General features: G+C 70.0%; 15 protein-coding genes and 2 pseudogenes. 9 read left to right on the forward strand and 8 right to left on the reverse strand.

Translation table 11 applies throughout. The annotated features are described in order from the left end of the window. Positions 1-12: 12 nt before the first annotated feature. A complete protein-coding gene (locus QQM39_RS30900) occupies positions 13-1,083 on the reverse strand; it encodes a M4 family metallopeptidase (protein WP_302000819.1) in 1,071 nt (356 codons plus the stop codon). Between the two features lie 319 nt (positions 1,084-1,402). Here QQM39_RS30900 and leuA point away from each other — a divergent pair, with 319 nt between their 5' ends. The 5 genes and pseudogenes from leuA (at position 1,403) to QQM39_RS30925 (ending at position 6,651) form a co-directional block, all read left to right on the forward strand. Further along, positions 1,403-3,124: a 2-isopropylmalate synthase gene (gene leuA / locus QQM39_RS30905; protein ID WP_302000820.1), complete on the forward strand. Its 1,722-nt coding sequence runs from the start codon at positions 1,403-1,405 to the stop codon at positions 3,122-3,124. A 320-nt stretch (positions 3,125-3,444) separates the two neighbouring features. Beyond that, positions 3,445-4,143, forward strand: coding sequence for a TerB family tellurite resistance protein (locus tag QQM39_RS30910; RefSeq protein WP_302000821.1), 699 nt, complete (start codon positions 3,445-3,447; stop codon positions 4,141-4,143). A gap of 178 nt (positions 4,144-4,321) precedes the next feature. Further along, a pseudogene (locus tag QQM39_RS30915) lies at positions 4,322-4,852 on the forward strand (RNA-guided endonuclease InsQ/TnpB family protein); the annotation flags it as partial. Positions 4,853-4,870: 18 nt separating this feature from the next. Beyond that, positions 4,871-5,400 (forward strand): annotated as a pseudogene (locus QQM39_RS30920) (LuxR C-terminal-related transcriptional regulator); the annotation flags it as partial. A 48-nt stretch (positions 5,401-5,448) separates the two neighbouring features. Continuing rightward, a complete protein-coding gene (locus QQM39_RS30925) occupies positions 5,449-6,651 on the forward strand; it encodes an exo-alpha-sialidase (RefSeq protein ID WP_302000823.1) in 1,203 nt (400 codons plus the stop codon). 180 nt (positions 6,652-6,831) lie between these two features. Here the strand turns inward: QQM39_RS30925 and QQM39_RS30930 are convergent, their stop codons facing one another. Genes QQM39_RS30930 through QQM39_RS30950 form a run of 5 tightly spaced genes read right to left on the reverse strand, consistent with a single transcriptional unit; the run spans position 6,832 to position 13,387 of the window. Beyond that, entirely contained in the window at positions 6,832-7,767 is a 936-nt protein-coding gene (locus tag QQM39_RS30930; protein WP_302000824.1) for a dihydrodipicolinate synthase family protein, read from the reverse strand. Continuing rightward, the gene (locus QQM39_RS30935; RefSeq protein ID WP_302000825.1) at positions 7,767-8,786 is read right to left on the reverse strand and encodes an ABC transporter ATP-binding protein; all 1,020 of its coding nucleotides are present in this window, start codon (positions 8,784-8,786) and stop codon (positions 7,767-7,769) included. Before QQM39_RS30935 ends, QQM39_RS30930 begins: the two co-directional genes overlap by 1 nt. Positions 8,787-8,791: 5 nt before the next feature. After that, the gene (locus QQM39_RS30940; RefSeq protein WP_302000826.1) at positions 8,792-10,780 is read right to left on the reverse strand and encodes a dipeptide/oligopeptide/nickel ABC transporter permease/ATP-binding protein; all 1,989 of its coding nucleotides are present in this window, start codon (positions 10,778-10,780) and stop codon (positions 8,792-8,794) included. Beyond that, positions 10,777-11,736: an ABC transporter permease gene (locus QQM39_RS30945; RefSeq protein WP_302000827.1), complete on the reverse strand. Its 960-nt coding sequence runs from the start codon at positions 11,734-11,736 to the stop codon at positions 10,777-10,779. Before QQM39_RS30945 ends, QQM39_RS30940 begins: the two co-directional genes overlap by 4 nt. A 19-nt stretch (positions 11,737-11,755) precedes the next feature. Continuing rightward, a complete protein-coding gene (locus QQM39_RS30950; RefSeq protein WP_302003786.1) occupies positions 11,756-13,387 on the reverse strand; it encodes an ABC transporter substrate-binding protein in 1,632 nt (543 codons plus the stop codon). A gap of 304 nt (positions 13,388-13,691) precedes the next feature. Here QQM39_RS30950 and QQM39_RS30955 point away from each other — a divergent pair, with 304 nt between their 5' ends. The 4 genes from QQM39_RS30955 (at position 13,692) to QQM39_RS30970 (ending at position 18,269) form a co-directional block, all read left to right on the forward strand. Continuing rightward, a complete protein-coding gene (locus QQM39_RS30955) occupies positions 13,692-14,405 on the forward strand; it encodes a FadR/GntR family transcriptional regulator (RefSeq protein ID WP_302000828.1) in 714 nt (237 codons plus the stop codon). A 394-nt stretch (positions 14,406-14,799) separates the two neighbouring features. Then, entirely contained in the window at positions 14,800-15,210 is a 411-nt protein-coding gene (locus tag QQM39_RS30960) for a VOC family protein (protein ID WP_302000832.1), read from the forward strand. Between the two features lie 92 nt (positions 15,211-15,302). After that, the gene (locus QQM39_RS30965) at positions 15,303-17,666 is read left to right on the forward strand and encodes an excinuclease ABC subunit UvrA (RefSeq protein ID WP_302000833.1); all 2,364 of its coding nucleotides are present in this window, start codon (positions 15,303-15,305) and stop codon (positions 17,664-17,666) included. A gap of 186 nt (positions 17,667-17,852) precedes the next feature. After that, positions 17,853-18,269, forward strand: coding sequence for a helix-turn-helix transcriptional regulator (locus QQM39_RS30970; protein ID WP_302003787.1), 417 nt, complete (start codon positions 17,853-17,855; stop codon positions 18,267-18,269). A 129-nt stretch (positions 18,270-18,398) separates the two neighbouring features. Here QQM39_RS30970 and QQM39_RS30975 read toward each other — a convergent pair whose 3' ends face one another. Together QQM39_RS30975 and QQM39_RS30980 are read right to left on the reverse strand one after the other, a co-directional pair. Beyond that, positions 18,399-19,334: a hypothetical protein gene (locus tag QQM39_RS30975; protein WP_302000834.1), complete on the reverse strand. Its 936-nt coding sequence runs from the start codon at positions 19,332-19,334 to the stop codon at positions 18,399-18,401. Further along, positions 19,331-19,855 carry a SigE family RNA polymerase sigma factor gene (locus QQM39_RS30980; protein WP_302000835.1) on the reverse strand — a complete coding sequence of 175 codons (525 nt, stop codon included), beginning with the start codon at positions 19,853-19,855 and terminating at the stop codon, positions 19,331-19,333. Before QQM39_RS30980 ends, QQM39_RS30975 begins: the two co-directional genes overlap by 4 nt. Between the last annotated feature and the right edge of the window lie 33 nt (positions 19,856-19,888).

Here is a 19,888-nt window from a genome sequence, read left to right on the forward strand (position 1 = left end):
TCTAGTACGGACTCAGAGGATCCGCACCCCGACCTGCTCCCATGCCTTCGCCACGGCCTGGAGCTCCTCGCCGCCGTCGCCGAAGCGCTCGCGCGCGGCCTTGACGGTGAGCCCCGCGAAGTCGGTGAACAGGGCCCGGTCCGACAGCTCGCCGCCGGTCAGGACGTCGTACCAGATCTGTCCCGCCTTCTCCCAGGCGTGGCCGCCGAGGGCGGTGGCGGCCAGGTAGAAGGCGTGGTTGGGGATGCCGGAGTTGATGTGGACGCCGCCGTTGTCACGGCCGGTGCGGACGTAGTCGTCCATGGTCGCGGGCTGCGGGTCCTTGCCGAGCACGTCGTCGTCGTAGGCGGTGCCCGGCTCCTTCATGGAACGCAGGGCCTTGCCGGAGACGCTGGGCGCGAGCAGCCCCGCGCCGATCAGCCAGTCGGCCTCGGCGGCGGTCTGGCCGAGTGTGTACTGCTTGATGAGGGCGCCGAAGACGTCCGACATGGACTCGTTCAGCGCGCCCGGCTGGCCGTAGTACGTGAGGTTCGCCGTGTACTGGGTGACGCCGTGGGTGAGCTCGTGGCCGATGACGTCGATCGGGATGGTGAAGTCGAGGAAGATCTCGCCGTCACCGTCGCCGAACACCATCTGCTCGCCGTTCCAGAAGGCGTTGTTGTAGTTCTCGTCGTAGTGGACGGTGGCGTCCAGGGGCAGGCCGTCGCCGTCGATGGAGTGGCGGGCGTAGGCCTTGAGGAAGAGATCGAAGGTGGCGCCGAGGCCGGCGTAGGCGCGGTTGACCGTGGCGTCCTGGCCGGGGTCGGTGCCCTCGCCGCGGACCTTGGTGCCGGGCAGCGCGGTGCCGTGCTCGGCGTCGTAGATCGTGCGCAGCGGCTGGTCCGACGGTGCCTTCGCCGTCGGGGCGGCCGCGAGGGCGAACTCGGTCGTGACGCGGCGCCTGCCGCGCAGCTCGCTGTCGCGCATCAGGGTCCGCCGGGCGGGACCGGAGAGTGCGGGGTCGTCGTTCCGTGCCAGCTTGTCGAGGACGTGTGGCGGTACGACGGTGCAGAAGACGGGCTCGAAGCCCCCGTTCGTCGTCATGCCCGGCACCCTTGCACTGGGTCATCGGCGTGTCACTACCCGCAACCATGATTGGTGAAATATGCGGACAGCGAGCCGCACGCTCCGTGACGAAGTGGTATGGCGCACTTTTTGTCCTGTTCGTCCTTCGGGTCCCGCATACTGATACGGCGCCCCGCATCCGAAGGGGCTCGGCTAGCATGCGGAGCATCATGCGTTTCGGGCTGCTTCTTCTTAGCTGCCGCGGCGAGGGCCTGTAGTCCAGGTCGACTCCCTCCCCGCGGAGCTTCGCGTTGCGTCGTCGGCCGTCCTTCCGGACATCCTGAGGAGCCCCGCAAACATGGCGAACCGCCAGCAGCCCAGTTCCATGCCGATCCACAAGTACGGCCGCTACGAGCAGGTCGACATCCCCGACCGCACCTGGCCGGACAACCGGATCACCGTCGCCCCCCGCTGGCTCTCCACCGACCTGCGCGACGGCAACCAGGCCCTGATCGACCCGATGTCGCCCGAGCGCAAGCGCCGGATGTTCGATCAGCTGGTCAAGATGGGCTACAAGGAGATCGAGGTCGGCTTCCCGGCGTCGGGACAGACGGACTTCGACTTCGTGCGGTCGATCATCGAAGAGCCGGGCGCGATCCCCGACGACGTCACCATCTCCGTACTGACCCAGGCCCGCGAGGACCTGATCGAGCGCACGGTGGAGTCCCTGAAGGGCGCCAAGCGCGCGACCGTGCACCTGTACAACGCCACGGCCCCCGTCTTCCGCCGGGTGGTCTTCCGCGGCTCCAAGGACGACATCAAGCAGATCGCCGTCGACGGCACCCGCCTGGTGACGGAGTACGCCGAGAAGCTGCTGGGCCCGGAGACCGAGTTCGGCTACCAGTACAGCCCCGAGATCTTCACCGACACCGAGCTGGACTTCGCGCTGGAGGTCTGCGAGGCGGTGATGGACGTCTACCAGCCGGGTCCGGGCCGCGAGATCATCCTCAACCTGCCCGCCACGGTGGAGCGTTCGACCCCCTCGACGCACGCGGACCGGTTCGAGTGGATGAGCCGCAACATCTCCCGCCGCGAGCACGTCTGCATCTCCGTCCACCCGCACAACGACCGCGGTACGGCCGTCGCCGCCGCCGAGCTGGCGCTGATGGCCGGCGCCGACCGCGTCGAGGGCTGTCTGTTCGGGCAGGGCGAGCGCACCGGCAACGTCGACCTGGTCACCCTGGGCATGAACCTGTTCTCCCAGGGCGTCGACCCGCAGATCGACTTCTCCGACATCGACGAGATCCGTCGCGTCTGGGAGTACTGCAACCAGATGGAGGTCCACCCGCGCCACCCGTACGTGGGCGACCTGGTCTACACGTCCTTCTCCGGCTCCCACCAGGACGCCATCAAGAAGGGCTTCGACGCCATGGAGGCCGACGCGGCCGCGAAGGGTGTCACGGTCGACGACATCGAGTGGGCCGTGCCCTACCTGCCGATCGACCCGAAGGACGTCGGGCGGTCGTACGAGGCGGTCATTCGCGTCAACTCGCAGTCCGGCAAGGGCGGTATCGCCTACGTCCTGAAGAACGACCACAAGCTGGACCTGCCGCGCCGGATGCAGATCGAGTTCTCCAAGCTCATCCAGGCCAAGACGGACGCCGAGGGCGGCGAGGTCACCGGCGGCGACATCTGGGCGGTCTTCCAGGACGAGTACCTGCCGAACCCGGAGAACCCCTGGGGTCGTATCCAGGTCAAGAACAACCAGTCGACCACCGACACCGACGGCGTGGACACGCTGAAGGTGGAGGCCACGGTGGATGGCCAGGACACCGTCCTGACCGGGTCCGGCAACGGTCCGATCTCGGCCTTCTTCGATGCCCTGCAGTCGATCGGCATCGACGTACGGCTGCTGGACTACCAGGAGCACACGATGAGCGAGGGCGCGTCCGCACAGGCCGCGTCGTACATCGAGTGTGCGATCGACGGCAAGGTTCTGTGGGGGATCGGTATCGATGCGAACACGACGCGTGCGTCCCTGAAGGCGGTCGTCTCGGCGGTCAACCGGGCTGCTCGCTGACGGTTCGCTCCGCGGGGGGAGCCGATCGACTACGGAAGTGCCGCGATGGGTTGTCGGTCGGCTGCGGCTTCGTCGTGGCTGGTCGCGCCCACGCGGCGGAGCCGCAAATCGACACAGCCCCGCGCCCCTTTAGGGCGTTGTCGTGCCCCGTGTTCAGATGCCCCGTCCGCCGTATCTTGGCGGGCGGGGTCCGTCTGTTTCCAGCCATTGGGCTGTGCAGGTCACGGAAAGGTCTCGTCCAGGGTGCTGACTCCGCGTCCGTGATGTGGCTAACATCACGCAAGCGCGGCGATGTTGCCGCGGCGTTACGGAGGTGCGACGTGCTGCCAGGACGGGGACGAGACGGCCGTGCCGCCAGGCTTGCGCGCATCCTGGGCACCCGCACCGCATGGTCGGCCGTCGGGGACGGCGAGTTCTTCTGCCCGGGGTGCGGGGGCGACCGCAACTACCAGCGGCTGAGCGGGCATCGCCGGTTCACCTTCCTCGGCGTGCCGGTTCTGCCGCGCGGCGAGACCGGCCCCGTCGTGGAGTGCGCGGCCTGCCGCCGCCACTTCGGCACCGACGTCCTCGACCACCCGACCACCACCCGCTTCTCCGCGATGCTCCGTGACGCCGTCCACACCGTCGCCCTCGCGGTACTGGCGGCGGGCGGCACCTGCGCCCGTCCGTCCCTGGAGGCCGCGGCGGCCACGGTGCGCGCGGCCGGCTTCGACGACTGCACGGAGGAACAGCTGAGCGCCCTGGTCGAGGCGCTGGCGGCCGACACCGGGCGGGTCTTCTCCGAGCCCTGCGGTGCCGGACTGGGCATAGAGCTCCACGAGGCGCTGGACCCGCTGGCCCCGCACCTCGCACCGGCCGGGCGGGAATCGATCCTGCTCCAGGGGGCGCGTATCGCCCTGGCCGACGGCCCCTACACGCCCGCCGAACGGGACGTCCTCACGACCGTCGGGGCCGCGCTCACCATCTGCGGGGAGGATGTGACGCGGTTGCTGGCGGCGGCCGCGCGCACGCCGTCGTGAGCCTCGGCGCAGGCACCGTGGCGCTTCCTCGGCAGGTGGAACCGAGCCACCGTCAGTGAGGATTCGAACCGTCGTGTGATCGCATGGATTGGAACGCATTGACTCATGCAGTGTGCAGTTCCGGCCGGATGTGATCTTTGTGCAGGGGCGGACTGTGCCTGCTCGTACGGTGATCGGCATGAAGCTCCGGTACAACGTTCGCGTGTACCCGAGCGCTTCTCAGCGGGGCAGTCCGGCGAGGGCGTTCGGGTGCGCCCGCGTCGTGTGGAACGACGCCCTGTCCCTCCGCCGTGACGCCTACGCCAAAGGTTTGCCGCGCCCGACGGCGGCGGAGTTGTCGAGGCGGGTCATCACCGAGACCAAGAAGATCCCGGAGCGGGCCTGGCTGGGCGAGGTGTCCGCCGTGGTGCTCCAGCAGTCCCTGCGGGACTTGGAGGCCGCGTACAGCAATTTCTTCGCCTCGAAGAAGGGCACCCGCAAGGGCTCGAGGATGAGCCCGCCGAAGGCGAAGAAGAAGACCGCCCGGCAGGCGATCCGGTTTACCGCGAACGCCCGCTGGTCCATCACCGGAGGCGGGAAGCTGTGGCTTCCGAAGATCGGCGACATTGAAGTGCGCTGGTCACGCGAGTTGCCCTGCGAACCGTCCAGCGTGACGATCGTCAAGGACCCGTCCGGCCGCTACTTCGCCTCGTTCGTGGTCGAGGTGGACGACGAGCCGCTGCCCGGGCTGGATGTCGTGCCCGACCTCGACGGCATCGAGGCGACCCGCGCGATCGCGGCGGACGAGGACCTGGCCGGGGTACGGGTCCTGGTCCTCACCACCTACGACACCGACGAGAACATCGTGGACGCTCCCCCAGCGCTGAACGCCTGGGGGACCCCCACCGCGCCGGCGCCTCCGGATTCCTCGTCAAGGACACCCGCCCGGCCGAACTCCTCGACGCCATCCGCACGGTGGCGGCGGGCGAGTCCCTGCTGTCGCCGGGGCCGACGGCACGGCTGATCGAGCGGTTCCTGCGCAGCCCCTCCCCGCCCACGGCAGGCGGGCCGGAATGCCTGTCCGAACGCGAGCGTGAGGTGTTGACGCTGGTCGCGCGCGGGCTCAACAACACGGAAATCGCGGGGGCGTTGGGACTGAGCCCGCTGACGGCGAAGACCCACGTCAGCCGCATCATGGGGAAGCTGGGGGCGCGGGACCGGGCCCAGTTGGTCATCGTGGCGTACGAGTCGGGGATGGTGGCTCCGGGAAGTCTGTGACGGACAGGTCAATGCTGACACTCCGTCAAGGGAACTCGAGGGAACTCGATGACCATCCTGAGCCGCACACTCGGTTGTACCTTCCTAGTCACCGCAGTACTTCTGACCACCCCTCTCACCATGGCCGACAACGCCTCGGCGGACACCGGCTGCACGTCCTCCGTCCCGTACGTCTCGGGCGAGGGCGGCTACGACACCTACCGCATCCCGGCGACGATCACGACCCCGCGGGGCACGGTGCTGGCCTTCGCCGAGGGCCGGCACGACGGGGCGGGCGACACCGGTGACATCGATGTCGTCCTCAGACGTTCCCGCGACGGCGGCTGCACCTGGGGGCCGGTGACGGTGGTCGCCGCCGGGGAGGGGGACACGCGGGGCAACGCGGCGCCGGTGGTGGACCCGCTCACCGGGGCGATCGTGCTGGTCACCTCCTACAACAGCGGTGATGTGACGGAGGCGCAGATCATGCGGGGCGAGGCGACGCCTGCGGAGAGCCGCCGGGTGTTCGTCCAGCGGAGCCTGGACGACGGGCGCCACTTCACGACCCCGCGCGACATCACGACGCAGGTGAAGCCGGCGAACTGGCGCTGGTACGCGACGGGGCCGGGCCACGCGGTCGCGCTCCGGCGGGGTCCGCACGCGGGGCGGCTGGTGGTGCCGTCGAACCACTCGGTGGCCCCTGCGCCCGGGTCCGCCGACACCGGGCAGGAGCCGAAGTACTACGGCGCCCACGCCATCTACAGCGACGACGGTGGGCGCAGCTGGCGGATGGGGTTCGTGGACGACTCGTACGACGGCGTGAGCAACGCCAACGAGTCCGCGGCCGCCGAACTTCCCGACGGCAGGGTGTACTTCAACTCGCGCGACCAGCACGGTGCGAGCGTGGGGAACCGCCTCGACAGTCACTCGAGTGACGGGGCGGAGACCCTGGAGCGTCCGTACACCGTCCAGGCGACGCTGAACGACGTTCCGGTGGTGGAGGGAAGTGTCCTCCAACTCCCTGGTTCGGGAGCCCCGTTGCTGTTCTCCGGCCCGTCCGTTCCGACCGCCCGGCAGTCGATGGCCGTGTGGCGCAGTGGGGACGGAGGCGCGACCTTCACGAAGGCGCTGACGCTGTCTCGGCGGTGGGCGGCGTACTCGGATCTGGTGCGGCTGGGGCGGGGGACGGTCGGGATCCTGTACGAGACGGGGGAGACGGGGCCGTACGAGACGATCGAGTTCCGGCGGCTGCCGGTGGCTGACCTGACCTAGTTCCTCGCCCCCGCCGCCCCTACCCGTCCCATCCCTGGGGGCTGCCGCCCCCAGACCCCCGCTTCGGCCCTGAACGGGCCTCGTCCTCAAACGCCGGACGGGCTGAAAGATCCAGCCCCTCCGGCGTTTGAGGAGCGGGGGTCCAGGGGGCAGAGCCCCCTGGCGGGGGCGAAGAACCCGCTACAGCAACCCGGCACCCGCCAAAAACTTCCCCACCCGCTCCACCTCCTCCGCCGACAACGGCACCTGAGGCTCCGCCGTCGCCGCGCAGTCGATGACCCCCCGCAGATGCAGCGCCGCCTTGAACGCGCCCAGTGCCGACGAGCTCCCGCCCATCCGCCCCGGATCCCCGACGGTCACCATGCCGAAGAGGCCGCACAGGCGTTCCTGCTCGACCCGGGCCCGCTCCCAGTCCCCGGCCCGGCACAGACGGTCGAGTTCGACGTAGCCGTGAGGATCGACGTTGGCCAGCCCCGGCACCGCCCCGTCCGCCCCGACCGCGAGGGCCGCGTCGATGATGAGCTCCGAGCCGGTCAGCACGCTGAAGCCGGTGACCTCGGGGCGGGTGCGGGCGCCGACCACGACCTCGCGGAATCCGGCAAGGTCGCCGCTGGAGTCCTTCAGGCCGGCCAGCGTGCCCTCGGCGGCGAGGCCCAGGATCACGTCGGCGGGGAGTTTGGTGTGGACGGCGGAAGGAAGGTCGTAGGCGACGACCGGGACCGGGCACGCCGCCGCGATCAGGCGGTAGTGGCGGGCGATCTCGGCGGGGTGGGTGCGGGCGTAGAAGGGCGCCGTCGCCACCACCGCGTCCGCACCCGCTTCCGTGACCTCCCGGACGTGGTCCAACACCCTCGGCGTCGTCATGTCGATCACGCCCGCCAGCACGGGCAGCCGGCCCCCCACGTGCCCGGTCACCGCTTCCACCACCAGCCGCCGCTGCCGGTCCGTCAGATACGCCGCCTCCGACGTCGAACCGAGCACGAACAGGCCGTGCACCCCGCCCTCCACCAAGTGGTCGACCAGCCTGAGCAGTGACGGGACGTCCACCTCGCGGTCCGGTGTCAGGGGCGTGCAGACGGGCGGGACGACACCGGTGAGCGGGGTGGGGATGGTCATCAAGGCTCCTTGGAAAGGTGACTTTGCCGTACGAGGTCGCGGGTGGCCTCGCCCTCCTCCACCGGATGGTGGCACCTGTAACGGTGCTCCGGGCTCGACGCGGCCGAGAAGTCCGGCATCACCTCGCCGCACACCCCGTCCGCCTTCCAGCACCGGGTCCGGAAGGGGCACCCGCTCGGCGGTCGCGTCGCCGACGGGACCGGGCCGACCAGCGGGATCGGGTCGATGGGGTCCAGCAGACCGGGCGTCGCGGAGAAGAGGGCGCGGGTGTACGGGTGCCGGGAGCCGTCGGTGACATCGGCCGCCGGGGACTCCTCGACGATCCGGCCCAGGTACATCGTGATCACGCGGTCACTCATCCGCCGTACCGTCTGGATGTCGTGCGAGACGAAGACCAGGGCCAGGCCCAGCCGCTCCTTCAGGTCCAGGAGGAGGTTGAGGATCTGGGCGCGTACCGACACGTCCAGCGCGCTCGTCGGCTCGTCCGCCACCACCAGGTCGGGGTCCAGGGCCAACGCCCGGGCGATCGCCACGCGTTGGCGCTGACCGCCCGACAGCTGGCCGGGCAGGGCGTCGGTGAGGGCGCGCGGGAGGCCCACCAGGGACATCAACTCCCGTACCCGCTCCTCGCGCCCCGCCTTCGTCCCCCGGTCGTGCACGTCCAGCGGGTCCCGCAGGATCTGCCGGACCGTCAGCCGTCGATTCAGCGCCGTCGACGGGTCCTGGAAGATCATGCCCGTGCCCGCGCCGACCGTTGTCCTGCGCTCGGCCGGCGACATCGCCCACAGGTCCCGGCCCCGCAAGGCCACCGTTCCCGACGTCGGCCGCTGCACCCCCACCAGCACCTTCGCCAGCGTCGACTTGCCGCACCCCGACTCACCGACCACGCCCACCGTCTCGCCGGGCGCGATGACGAGGTCGGCGCCGGTCAGGGCGTACACCTTGTCCCGGGTGAACAGCCCGCCGCTGCGCGCCTTGTGCACGACGTGCGCGTCCGTCACCTCCACCAGAGCGTTCACCGGACTCACTGGACGACCCCGCTTTCTGAGCGATCCGTCGGCGCCAGGACGATCGCCGGGTGATGGCAGGCCGCCGTATGCGTCGCCGTCCCCACCAGATCCGGTGCCGTCGTCCGGCACACCTCGCTCGCGAGCGGGCACCGGTCCGCGAAACGGCAGCCCGCCGGGAAGTCCGCGGGGGACGGCACCACGCCCTTGATCTGCGTCATCCGCTCCTGCGCCGACTCCAGCGAGAGCACACTCCCGAGCAGGCCCCGCGTGTAGTGGTGCGCCGGTGCCTCCACCAGGTCGGCCGTCACGCCCGTCTCCACGATCTGGCCGCCGTACATCACTACGACCCGGTCGGTGACGTCCGCGATCAGCGCGAGGTCGTGCGAGACCAGGATCAGGGCGAAGCCCAGCTCCTCCCGCAGCCTCAGCAGCAGCTCTATGACCTGTGCCTGCACGGTGACGTCCAGCGCGGTCGTCGGCTCGTCGGCGACGATCAGCTTCGGGTCGCGGGACAGGGCCATGGCGATCAGGACGCGCTGGCGCTGGCCGCCGGAGAGTTCGTGCGGGTAGCTGCGCAGGGTGCGGTCCGGGTCCAGGCCGACCATCGCCAGCAGGTCGTGGGGGCTACGGCGGCCTCCGCGGCGTACGACCTGCCTGAGCTGGGCGCGGATCGTCATCGCCGGGTTCAGGGACGACAGGGCGTCCTGGTAGATCATCGCCATCTCGTGGCCCAGGAGCCGTCGCCGTACGCGCATCGGTTCGCCCAGCAACTGCCGCTGGTTGAAACGGACATGGCCGCGGACTCGGGCACCCTTGGGCTCCAGGCCCATCACCGCGAGGGCGGTCAGCGACTTGCCGCAGCCCGACTCGCCGACCAGCCCGAGCACCTCACCGGGCTGCACCTCGAAGCTGATGCCGTCGACGATGTCCACGCCGGCATGACGACCCTCGAAGCCGATCGCCAGGTTCTCCACCGCCAGTACCGGTTGCCGCCCCTGGGGCAGCGGCCGCGCCCGTGACCGCAGCCGTGCCGCCGCCTCCGTCAGCCCCGGCAGTTGCAGCACCTCGCCACTGCCCGGTTCCGGCGCCTCAAGTCGGTCGTCGTCGTCCCGTACGTCGACCTCGCGCGCCGACGGGGCCGCCCACGCGTCCGACACGCCCTCGGAGAGGATGTTCAGCGAGAGCACCGTCACCAGCATCAGCAGGCCGGGGAAGACGGTCGCCCACCAGCCGCCGGTCAGCACCATGTTCTTGCCGTCCGCGATGACACTGCCCCAGGACGGGTCCGGCGGCCGCACGCCCGCGCCGATGAAGGACAGCGACGCCTCGAAGACGATCGCCTCCGCCACCTGGACCGTGCAGAACACCAGCACCGGGGCGGCACAGTTGATCGCCACGTGCCTCAGCACGATGTGGGGCGTCCGTGCCCCGATCACCCGTTCCGCCGTCACGTAGTCCTCGCCGTACTGGTCGAGGACGTTCGCCCGGACGACCCTCGCCACCGGCGGCGTGAACAGGAACGCGATCGCGCAGATCAGGACCGTGATTCCGCCGCCGAAGACCGCGACGAGCACGGCGGCCAGCGCGATGCCCGGGAACGCCATCACCACGTCCAGGCAGCGCATCAGCGTCTCGTCGACCGCCTTGCGGGAGGTCGCCGCGACGGCCCCGATCAGGGCGCCGACGACGAGCGCGAGCCCGGTCGCGCCGAGCCCGATCGCCAGCGACCAGCGGGCGCCGTACATCAGCCGGCTGAGGATGTCCCGGCCGAGGCTGTCCTGGCCCATCCAGTGGCCGGCGGACGGGTGTCCGGTGCCGTCGATCGGTGGCTGCTGGTCGAGCGGGTCGTGGGGTGCGAGGACCGGGGCGAGCAGCGCCATCAGGACCACGACCGCGAGGAAGCAGACGGCGACCTTCGACAGCAACGGCAACCGGCGCCAGCCGCGCAGCCGGATACCGGGCCGGGACAGTGCCTCGGCGAGGCGCTTGCGGTTGAACGTCACGTCGCCTCCCGCAGGCGCGGGTTGACCAGCAGATACAGGATGTCGATGACGAGGTTGACGACGACGAAGCCGGTCGCCGTGGTGAGGACGACGCCCTGGACCACCGCCGGGTCACCGTTCTTCACCGCGTCGATCATCAGCTTCCCCATCCCCGGGAGGGAGAAGATCGTCTCGATGACGACCGCGCCGCCGAGGAGATATCCGACGCGCAGGCCGAGGACGGTCAGCGGGTTGATGAGCGCGTTCCGGAGCACGTTTCGGCCGACGACCACCCGCGGCGGCAGGCCGCTGCCGATCGCTGTCCGGACGTAGTCCTTGTCCAGCTCCTCCACCACCGCCGTGCGCACGATCCGCGTCAGCTGCGCCGCCACCGGCAGCGACAGCGCGAAGGCGGGGAGGGTCATCGTCTTCAGCCAGCCGGTGAAGGAATCCGCCGGGTTGATGTAGCCGCCGGTCGGGAACCAGCCGAGGTCGACGGCGAGGTACTGGATCATCAGCAGCGCCAGCCAGAAGCCGGGCGCGGCCACACCCGTCAGAGACACGACCCGGATGATCTGGTCGGGCAGGCGGTCGCGGTAGATGGCCGCCGTCACGCCGCCGAGCAGCGACAGTACGACCGCGATGCCGAGGCCCAGGAAGGTGAGCTGGAGGGTGAGCGGCAGCGCGGTCATGACCTGGTCGACGACCGGCGCCCGGGTCAGGGCGCTGGTGCCCATGTCGCCGTGGAGCAGGTCGGCGATGAAGGCGACGTAGCGGACGGGGAGGGGATCGAGCAGGCCGTTCTCCTCGCGGAAGTCGTGCAGCTGCTGGGCGGTGGGGTTGGCGCCCTGGAAGAACGCGGACGCCGGGTCGACGTCCGAGAACCGCATGACCAGGAACACGAACAGCACGATGCCGAGCATCAGCGGCACGAGCAGGGCGATACGACGGGCCAGGATCCTGACGACGGTGATCACGGCCGGACTCCCGTCGTGGCTAGGCCCACTTGGCCTGGAGGAGGTTGATGCCGGGATACGGCTGTGCCCTTATCCCGGTGAGCTGCTTCGGGTTCCAGGCCGTCATCAGCTCGTTGTGGACGACCGGGTAGAGCACGGCCTGTTCGGCGACGACGTCGATGTAGTCCTGGATCATCGTCTTCTTCTTCTCGGTGTCCGACTCCTGGGTCGCCCGGTCCATGTCCTTGAAGAGCGCCTTGGCGACGGAGTTGTCGGCCCACCGCGTGTACTGCATCCACAGGTTCTCGGGGCCGTAGTTGTAATGCATGATCAGGTCGGCGTCGAGGCCGAACTGGTTGGGGTTCGAGGCGGCGGCGACCACCTGGTAGTCCTGCTTCTGGTCCATCTTGGTGAAGACGGCCGTCGTCTCCTGCGGGGAGAGGGTGGTCTTGACGCCGATCGCGTCCCAGGACGCCTTGATGGTCGGCAGACAGTCCACGATCCAGCTCACGTTGACGGCCAGGATCTCGATCTCCAGCCCGCTGACCCCGGCCTCCTTCAGCAGCGCCTTCGCCTTGTCGGGGTCGTGGTCGTAGACGGTCTTCGCGCGCCGGTAGCTGGGGTTGGCCTCGTTGAGGAAGGAGGACGAAGGCTGCCCGTGCCCCTTCAGTGCCACCTCGATCATCTTCTCGGTGTCGATGGCGTAGTGCAGCGCCTGACGGACGCGTACGTCGTCGAAGGGCTTGTGCTGGGTGTTGAACATCAGGAAGAGGTTGTTCATCCCGGCGCCGCCCGCGACGGTCAGCCCGCCGCTCTCCAGCTGCTTGATGTTGGCGTACGGGATGTTGTCCGCGATCTGCGCACCGGCGCTGGCACCCGAGATCCTGGCCACGCGCGGCGCCGCGTCCACGATCGTCAGCCAGTTCATCTTCTTGAAGGCGGGCTTGCGCGGGCCGTTGTAGTCGGCGAACGCCTCGAAGGTGGTGTTGGACTTCGGGTGGTGCGCGGTCTGCCGGTACGGCCCCGAGCCGATCGCCTTGCCCTTGATGGCGTCCTCCCAGGCGCCCGGCTGGGAGAACACGTGCTTCGGCATGATCTTGGCGAGGGTGAGCCGCGAAATCCCGTCGGGGAAGGGGAACTTGAGCACCAGCTCGACGTTCTGCGCGTCGATCTTCCGCACTTCCTTCAGCCAGCTCGCGAAGAACCCCTTGGCGAGGGTCTGCGTCTTCGGGTCGAGGATCCGGTCGAAGACGAAGACGACGTCGTCGGCCGTGACCGGCTTCCCGTCGTGGAACTTGGCGCCCGCGCGCAGCGTGAACTTCCAGGTCGTGGCGTTCGGGTCGGCCGGCACCTGGGTGGCGAGGGCGGCGTACGGCTCCCTTGAGATCGGGTCCGTGTCGAGGAGGCCCTCGTAGATGTGGTTGTTGGCGGCCATGCAGAAGGCGGACGCCGTCTGGGTGGGGTCCCAGCTGCCGTCGTTGCCGTAGCCGATGACCGCGGTGAGCGTCCGGTCCTGGCCGCCGCCCCCGCCGGTCTCGTTCGTGGACTGAGGCCCCGACGAACAGGCCGACAGCGACGCGGAGACGGCGGCGGCCGCGCCCAGCGCGCCGGTGTACTTCAGGAACGACCGGCGGTGCAGCGCCGGCACGTCGTGGGTCACGTCGTGGGTCACGTCGTGGGTCACGTCGCGCACGGGTCCTCCAGCGGTGGGTGGTGTGCTCCGGCGATGGGGGCGATGGGGGCGAGGAGAAGCGAGGGAATGCGTGCCCCGGGTGAGGAGATACGACGTCCTACGTCCTCCCGGTCAGCGCGACCATAGGTGGGGTGGTGGGGGCGGTCAAGGGATCTCACACGAATGGCGCATCTGCCACAGGTCGGACCAATGGCGCTGTGAAATGGCGTGAGTTGATCCCCCGTCAGGGCGGCATTCCGCGGACATGGGATGTGGGACGTCCGGTGCGCGTACCATGCGCCGCATGCCCGGGCAGCCCAGGAACAGTCGTACGTCCGAGGAGTCCAGGAACAGCCGGATCCAGCGTCAGGTCATGCAGTTGATCATCGACCGCAGGCTCCAGGCCGGCGCCCTCCTGCCCACCGAGGCCGAGCTCATGGACGACCTCGGCGTCAGCCGCAACTCCGTCCGCGAGGCGCTCAAGGCGCTCCAGGCTCTCGACATCGTGGAGATCCGGCACGGCTACGGGACGTATGTCGGCCAGGCGTCTTTGACGCCGCTGATCGACGGGTTGACCTTTCGTACGCTCGCCCGGCACGACCACGACGACTCGGGTGCGCTTGCGGAGATCCTTCAGGTGCGGGAGGTACTGGAGGAGGGGTTGATCCGGCGGGTGGCGGCGACGGTCACGGAGGCTGAGCTGGACCGGCTGGAAGCTGTCGTGTCCCGGATGGAGGTGGCGGGGCGGTCGGGGCGGGCCTTTCCCGAGCTGGACCGGGAGTTCCATGAGCTGCTGTACGCCTCGCTCGGCAACGACCTTGTGCCGCAGCTGCTGGCCGCGTTCTGGACGGTGTTCCGGCGGGTGTCCGGGGCTCGGGGGCGGCCGGACGACCCGTCTCCCGATCTCACCGCCCGCTGGCACCGGGACATCGTGACGGCCCTGCGGGCGCGGGATGTGGAGGGGGCGCAGCGGGCGATGACGGTTCACTTCCGTGGGATCGCCGCGAGGGTCGGCTGACGCGGGGTTCGCTCGCCCCCGCCGCCCCTACCCGTCCCATCCTGAAGGGGCTCCGCCCCTTCGACCCCGGCCAGGGGGCTCTGCCCCCTGGACCCCCGCTCCTCAAACGCCGGAGGGGCTGGAATTACCCGCCCGGCGTCCGAGGACGAGGCCACACCATCCCTAACCCCCACCCACCCACAGGGGGCTTCACCTCTCAACGCCCGCCCAGGCATTCCAGCCCGTCCGGCGTTTGAGGACAAGGCCCGTTCAGGGCCGAAGCGGGGGCCTGGGGGCGCAGCCCCCAGGGGACGGGAATGGGTAGGGGCGGCCGGGGCGAAGAACCCCGCGGTGCTGCCGGCGCAGGTCAGGAATCGAGAAGCGCCGCCCCACCGCCGCCGCTAGCGTGACGGGCATGGACATCTCGATTCACGCCAGCTTTCTCCCGCATGACGACCCGGAGGCCTCCCTGGCCTTCTACCGCGACGCCCTCGGCTTCGAGGTCCGCACCGACGTCGGACAGGGCAAGATGCGCTGGATCACGGTCGGTCCCGTCGGCCAGCCGGGCACGTCCATCCTCCTCGCGCCCCCCGCCGCCGACCCCGGCATCACCGAGGACGAGCGCCGCACGATCACCGAGATGATGGCCAAGGGGACCTATGGATGGATCCTGCTGGCCACCGCGAACGTCGACGACACCTTCGAGAAGGTGCAGGCGAGCGGCGCGGAGGTCGTCCAGGAGCCGACCGACCAGCCGTACGGCATCCGCGACTGCGCCTTCCGCGACCCGGCGGGCAACCTGATCCGTATCCAGGCCCGGGGCTGAGCCCGCCCCCGACCCCGCCCCCCACCCCGCGCCCCCACCCCGGCGCCCCTACCGGCGACGTTCCCGACCGAGCTGTAGATGGAGACCACACGATGACCGCGCCGCACGTTGCCGACAGCCACGACCTGATCCGTGTGCACGGCGCTCGCGAGAACAACCTCAAGGACGTCAGCATCGAGATCCCGAAGCGCCGGCTGACGGTGTTCACCGGAGTCTCCGGCTCGGGCAAGAGCTCGCTCGTCTTCGACACGATCGCCGCCGAGTCGCAGCGGCTGATCAACGAGACGTACAGCGCCTTCCTGCAAGGGTTCATGCCGAACCTGGCGCGGCCCGAGGTCGACGTACTGGACGGGCTGACCACGGCCATCACCGTCGACCAGCAGCGGATGGGGTCCGACCCGCGCTCCACCGTCGGCACCGCCACCGACGCCAACGCCATGCTCCGCATCCTCTTCAGCCGGCTCGGCAAGCCGCACATCGGCCCGCCCGGCGCCTACTCCTTCAACGTCGCCTCGGTCTCCGCGAGCGGCGGCTTCACCGTCGACCGGGGCGCCGACAAGACCAAGACCGAGAAGGTCAGCTTCAGCCGCACCGGCGGCATGTGCACCCACTGCGAGGGGCGGGGCTCGGTCTCCGACATCGATCTCACCCAGCTCTTCGACGACTCGAAGTCGCTGTCCGAGGATCCGTTCACCATCCCCACCTACACCGGGGACGGGTGGGTCGTGCGGGTCATCACCGAATCCGGGTTCTTCGACAAGGAGAAGCCGATCCGCGAGTACAGCAAGAAGGAGCGGCACGACTTCCTCTACCGCGAGCCGACCAAGGTGAAGATCAACGGCATCAACCTCACCTACGAGGGGCTGATCCCGAAGATCCAGAAGACCTTCCTCGCCAAGGACCGCGAGTCGATGCAGCCGCACATCCGGGCCTTCGTGGACCGCGCGGTCACCTTCGCCGAGTGTCCCGAGTGCGACGGCACCCGGCTCAGCGTGCCGGCCCGCTCCTCGAAGATCGGCGAGGTCAACATCGCCGACGCCTGCAAGATGGAGATCCGCGACCTGGCGGAGTGGGTCCGCGGGATAGCGGAGCCGTCCGTGGCGCCGCTGCTCGCCAAGCTGCAGCACAGCCTGGACTCGTTCGTGGAGATCGGCCTCGGTTATCTGTCGCTCGACCGGGCCTCCGGCACGCTCTCCGGCGGCGAGGCGCAGCGCATCAAGATGATCCGGCACCTCGGGTCGTCGCTCACGGACGTCACGTACGTCTTCGACGAGCCGACCATCGGCCTGCACCCCCATGACATCCAGCGGATGAACAACTTGCTGCTGCGCCTGCGCGACAAGGGCAACACCGTGCTGGTCGTGGAACACAAGCCGGAGACGATCGCCATCGCCGACCACGTCGTCGACCTCGGCCCCGGCGCCGGCACGGCGGGCGGCACCGTCTGCTTCGAGGGCACCTTGGAGGGGCTGCGGCGGAGCGACACCGTCACCGGGCGTCATCTCGGTGACCGGGCCGCGCTGAAGGAGTCGGTGCGCAAACCCACCGGGACGCTCGCGATCCGCGGCGCCACGGCGAACAACCTCCAGAACGTCGACGTCGACATCCCGCTCGGCGTGCTCTGCGTCGTCACCGGCGTCGCAGGCTCCGGCAAGAGCTCGCTCGTCCACGGTTCCATCCCGGCACCGGAGGGCGTGGTCTCGGTCGACCAGACCGCGATCCGCGGCTCCAGGCGCAGCAACCCGGCGACGTACACCGGACTGCTCGACCCGGTCCGCAAGGCGTTCGCCAAGGCCAACGGTGTGAAGCCGGCCCTGTTCAGCGCCAACTCCGAGGGCGCCTGCCCCACCTGCAACGGCGCCGGCGTCATCTACACCGACCTGGCCATCATGCAGAGCGTGGCCACCACCTGCGAGGAGTGCGAGGGCAAGCGGTTCGACGCCTCGGTGCTGGAGTACCACCTCGGCGGTCGCGACATCAGCGAGGTGCTCGCGATGTCGGTGACCGAGGCCGAGGAGTTCTTCCGCGCGGGCGAGGCGCGGATTCCGGCCGCGCACAAGATCGTCGAGCGGATGGCGGACGTCGGCCTCGGCTACCTCACCCTCGGCCAGCCGCTGACCACGCTGTCCGGCGGTGAGCGGCAGCGGCTGAAGCTGGCCGTGCACATGGGCGACAAGGGCGGTGTGTACGTCCTCGACGAGCCGACCACCGGCCTCCACCTCGCCGACGTCGAGCAGCTGCTCGGCCTGCTGGACCGGCTCGTCGACTCCGGCAAGTCGGTCATCGTCATCGAGCACCACCAGGCCGTCATGGCGCACGCCGACTGGATCATCGACCTCGGCCCCGGCGCCGGCCACGACGGTGGCCGGATCGTCTTCGAGGGCACCCCCGCCGACCTCGCCGCCGAGCGCTCCACCCTCACCGGTGAGCACCTCGCGGCCTACGTCGCCGGCTGACCCGGGATGTGTCTCGCCTCGGCACCGGTGATGGCCCTGCTCGCCTCCCGCTCCCGCTCCGGTCGGACGCGGGAGTGGACGGGGTGGGAGGCGGCCCGTGAAGATGTGGGGGTGCGATCCAGCCACTCGACGCCTCAGGAACAGCGCCTGCGCACCCTCGTCGCACTGCGCCGCGTCCGCGACCGGATGGACCGGGAGTACGCGCAGCCGCTGGACGTCGAAGCGCTCGCGCGCGGCGTGCACATGTCGGCCGGGCACCTCAGCCGCGAATTCAAGACCGCCTACGGCGAGTCGCCCTACGGCTACCTGATGACGCGGCGCATCGAGCGCGCGATGGCGCTGCTGCGCCGGGGCGACCTCAGTGTCACCGAGGTCTGCTTCGAGGTCGGCTGCTCCTCGCTGGGCACCTTCAGCACGCGCTTCACCGAGCTGGTCGGCATGTCCCCCAGCGCGTACCGGCGCCAGACGGCGGACGCGACGGCCGGGATCCCGTCCTGCGTGGCGAAGCAGGTGACCCGGCCGATGAGGAACCGGCCGGCGCCGTTCAGCCTGGCGGCCGCGGTGAACGGCGTGGTGCCGGGCGGCGAGCCGCAGCCGTCGTAACGGCGGGCCGGGGGCGCCGTCCCCTGTGCGGCGCCCCCGGCCCGGTACTGCGCCCCGTAAGGGGCGCGGGGAACTGCGCGACCAGCCCCCACCGGCCCGCAGCCTCATCACGGCACTTCCAGCGGAGCGCTAGGGCAGGGTCCGCTGGTAGTACTTGTCCTCGTCGGAGTCGTAGACCAGCTTGCCGTCGGCGTCGTAGCCCTTGATGTGCGGCGCCACGGTGACCTGCTCGTTCAGCACGCCGGACGCCACGAACCAGCCGTGGTCGAGGGCGGCTTCTGCGCTGGAGTCGCCGTAGGACACCGTCACCCTGGCCACCGACGACTTGACCGTGCCGATCACACCCCACCGGAACGGAAGCTTCCAGTTGCCCCGGTCGAGGAACGACTGCTGGTAGAGCTTGCCGCTGTTGGGGTCGATGTACACCGGGCCCTCGTCCGGGATGACGTCGGCGTCGTTGCCGAAGCCGGAGACGCCCTGGGTCTCGCCGTTCTTGATGTTGCAGATCAGGTGGGTCTCCTCCGGCTGCTCCCGCACCGCGACGACGTACATGCCGTCGCCGGGCGTGTTGGAGTCGCCGGTACTGCGCATGGCCAGGAGGATCCGGTAGTCGTCCGGCGCGCCCGGGTCCGTGTCGCCCGCCATGGCTCCCGACCGCTGGTAGGCCAGGCACTTCTCCAGCCCGTCCGCCGCCTGCCCGAAGGTGATCCCGTCGAGCAGCTGCCCCTTCGTGGCCGGCCGCGCGGGCCCACTCGGGGTCGGGGACGGCGTCGGCGACGGGGACCGCGTGGCACTCACCGAGGGCGTCGGGGTCGTCGCCACGCCCCTCCCCGCACCCCCGCCGCTCAGCGCGTACGCCCCCACCGGCATCGCCGCCAGCGTCACCAGCACCGCCCCGGCCGCCGCCACCCGGCGCCGCCGCTCGGCCACGCCCCGGCGCCGGATCGCCGGATACGGCGCCGGTGACGGGCGGATCGTGTAGGCGTCCTCGGCGAGCAGCTCCCGCAGCCGCTCCTCGAAGTCCGGCTCGCTCTGCGTTCCCTGTCGCCGCTCGTCGCCGTTCACCTGCTGCCTCCTTGTCCGGACGGCGTCATCCGAGCGAGCCCCGGATACGTACGCAACTTCGCCAGCCCTTTGGACGCCTGGCTCTTGACCGTGCCGATGGAGCAGCCGAGCACGTCGGCCACCTCCGCCTCGGACAGGTCCTCCCAATAGCGCATGACTACCACCGCCCGCTGTTTGGGCGGCAGTTGGGCGAGCGCGCCGAGCAGCGCGCCCCGTTCGTCCACGCCCGTGTAGCCCGCCTCGCGTCCCGCCGTCTCCGGTGGCGCGGCGGTCAGCGACTCGGCGACGCGTCGCTTGCGGAAACGGTCGCTGTTGCAGCTGACCAGCATCCGCCGGACATACGCCTCCGGGTTGTCGGCGCGTGCCACCCGCCGCCATGAGCGGTACGCCTTCGCCAGCGCCGTCTGCGTCAGGTCCTCGGCATGGTGCGCGTCGCCCGTGAGCAGATACGCGGTCCGCACCAGGTGGGACCACCGCGCCCTGACGAATTCCTGGAACTGGGCCTCTGTTTCGGCCTGCATCAAGCACCCTCCCTCGCCCTCCAGACCACCGGT

It is taken from the genome of Streptomyces sp. DT2A-34 (assembly GCF_030499515.1).
In the GTDB taxonomy this organism is placed as follows: Bacteria; Actinomycetota; Actinomycetes; order Streptomycetales; family Streptomycetaceae; genus Streptomyces.